At 47.7% G+C, this 2,281-nt stretch carries 2 protein-coding genes; both read right to left on the bottom strand.

What is annotated here, in order from left to right; genetic code table 11:
- Positions 1 to 43 precede the first annotated feature (43 nt).
- Positions 44 to 1,117, bottom strand: coding sequence for a Holliday junction branch migration DNA helicase RuvB (gene ruvB, locus AC805_RS04390; RefSeq protein WP_369122823.1), 1,074 nt, complete (start codon positions 1,115 to 1,117; stop codon positions 44 to 46).
- A gap of 154 nt (positions 1,118 to 1,271) precedes the next feature.
- Positions 1,272 to 2,096 (bottom strand): creatininase family protein, encoded by an 825-nt coding sequence (locus AC805_RS04385; protein ID WP_055074286.1) that lies wholly within the window; start codon positions 2,094 to 2,096, stop codon positions 1,272 to 1,274.
- Between the last annotated feature and the right edge of the window lie 185 nt (positions 2,097 to 2,281).

Raw genomic sequence — 2,281 nt, 5'->3', positions numbered from 1 at the left:
TCAATTCTTGGGGTTTGATTTGTCCTAAGTCAAGTGACTGTAGCTATAACAACCCCGCGATCGCCGTTTGGACGGGATAGCCTAAATGCTTCCATGCGGCAGCCGTGGCAACCCGACCGCGAGGCGTGCGATTGATATAGCCGATCTGCAATAAATAAGGCTCATATACTTCTTCAATCGTATGGGCATCCTCTCCCGTCGCCGCCGCCAAGGTATCCAAACCTGCGGGACCTCCATGAAAATTCTCGATTAATACCGTTAGCAGTTTGCGATCAATCCAGTCCAAACCTTTAGGATCGACATTAAATAATTCTAGAGCCGATTCCGCGATCGCCCCTGTAATTTGTTCGCCCTTTGCCTTCACCTCCGCATAGTCTCGCACTCTTTTTAGCAGGCGATTGGCAATCCGAGGCGTACCCCGCGACCTTGCCGCGATCGCGATCGCCCCATCATCATCAATCGGGGTCGCAAGAATCTTGGCGCTACGCGACACGATCTGCGTCAGTTCATCCTGCTCGTAAAAGCGGAAATGCTGCACAAATCCAAAGCGATCTCGTAATGGCGAAGATAATGCGCCAATTCGGGTCGTAGCGCCGATCAGGGTAAATTTATTTAACTGCACACTGCGAATCCTTGCTCCCTGACCTTTCCCAATCGTAATATCAAGACGATAGTCTTCCATTGCAGGATAGAGAATCTCTTCGGTCACACTCGGTAAACGATGAATTTCATCGATAAAGAGAATATCCCCCTGTTGCAAAGATACCAGCAAACCAGCCACATCACGGGGACGCTCAAGGGCAGGCGCAGAAGTAATTTTGCATTGTACGCCCATTTCCTGCGCGACGATCAAGGCGAGGGAAGTTTTACCTAATCCGGGAGGACCATATAACAACAAATGATCGAGAGCTGATGATCGCGACTTTGCCGCCGCGATCGCAATATTTAATAATTCTTTTAAATCCTTTTGACCGATATAATCCTCAAGGCTTTTCGGACGAATATTAATATCAGCGCCAACTTGCGCCGCCTCAACCGAAGTATCCTTTGCCAATCGATCCGCTAACTTCTCCTCTGGTGTCGCCTCCGCTTGCAGTAAATCAAGAGCCTGCTGCATTTCGGGCGACTGGCGATCGTTCTTAGCTGATTTTTTAGATGATCGGGGCGTGGATTTTTTACTAGCAACCTGTTCAGAAGCTGATGCGGATGATTTTTGAGGGGCAACCCCATCGGCAGAGCGATCGCCTTCAGGATTTGGCTCTTGAATTGATTTAGAGGAGATGATTGCCATACGCCCTCGGCTGTTCAAATTTATAAATATCTTCGATCAATATCGTCCATCCATTAACTAAAGAAGCCAAAATCTTTTCTCCCTTTTCTCTAGTTGCTGCCCTAGCATCACCTAAAACCCCACTCCTAGTCAAATCCCTCGTCACCCATGCAAAGGGATTTGCTCCTTCCATACTCAACATACTATGTTCGGGCAAGCCATAGGGATATTCGGTTATCGCTTTATCCATATCGACCTGTTCGGGTAAGAGGGCTAGCATTAGGCTCGTTTCCGCATCGCCACCATGAATTCCCAACTCTAATTCCTTTGGCGTTAATAAATCCTTTGCAGCATTAGGAACTCGCCAAGTAAAGAGGGGGAAAATTAGAAAATCGGGATATTTCTCATGGAGATCGCGCGCGACTATTTCCAAAATCTGCGGCTGTCCACCGTGGGAATTCATGAGCGCTAGTTTCCGAAATCCCGCTCGATAAATACTCTCCGCAATATCCGTCAATACCGCCAACATTGTCGGCGTACTCATCGTAATCGTTCCTGCGAAGGTACTATGCTCATTCGACTTGCCGTAATATAACGGTGGCAAGGCATAGGCAGGAATCGCAGGAGCTAACTGCTCTAAAGCCCTTGCTAACACCCCAATACTTATCGCCGCATCAACGATCAATGGCAAATGTGCCCCATGTTGTTCGATCGCTCCCATCGGCTGAATAATCACCACATTTTGCTTGTCTGGCATAGATGCGATCGCTGGCGAAGTAAGGTAAGCAAAGTATCGATGGGCGGGAAAGTAATTCATGGCTAACATTTTACTCATACAGCACTTTTTTATTTTGCATTTATTGTGTAGCTTCTTGGCAGCTTTAAAATTACGCTTCTATAGCTGCCGCCAACTGTATCAGGACATAAAACCAGAAAGAGAGTTGCCGCGCTCCGCGCGGCAACTCTCTTTCTGGTTTTGATTTTGTCCTCACAAAACTGGCGGCAGCTATA

Source organism: Pseudanabaena sp. 'Roaring Creek' (assembly GCF_001402795.1).
Classification (GTDB): domain Bacteria; phylum Cyanobacteriota; class Cyanobacteriia; order Pseudanabaenales; family Pseudanabaenaceae; genus Pseudanabaena.
This window is presented reverse-complemented; position numbering and strand designations above follow the sequence as displayed.

Coding starts and splice junctions, on each gene's coding strand:
- ruvB (WP_369122823.1), bottom strand. CDS start 1,117: ATGCAGCAGGCTCTTGATTTACTGCAAGCGGAGGCGACACCAGAGGAG.
- AC805_RS04385 (WP_055074286.1), bottom strand. CDS start 2,096: ATGTTAGCCATGAATTACTTTCCCGCCCATCGATACTTTGCTTACCTT.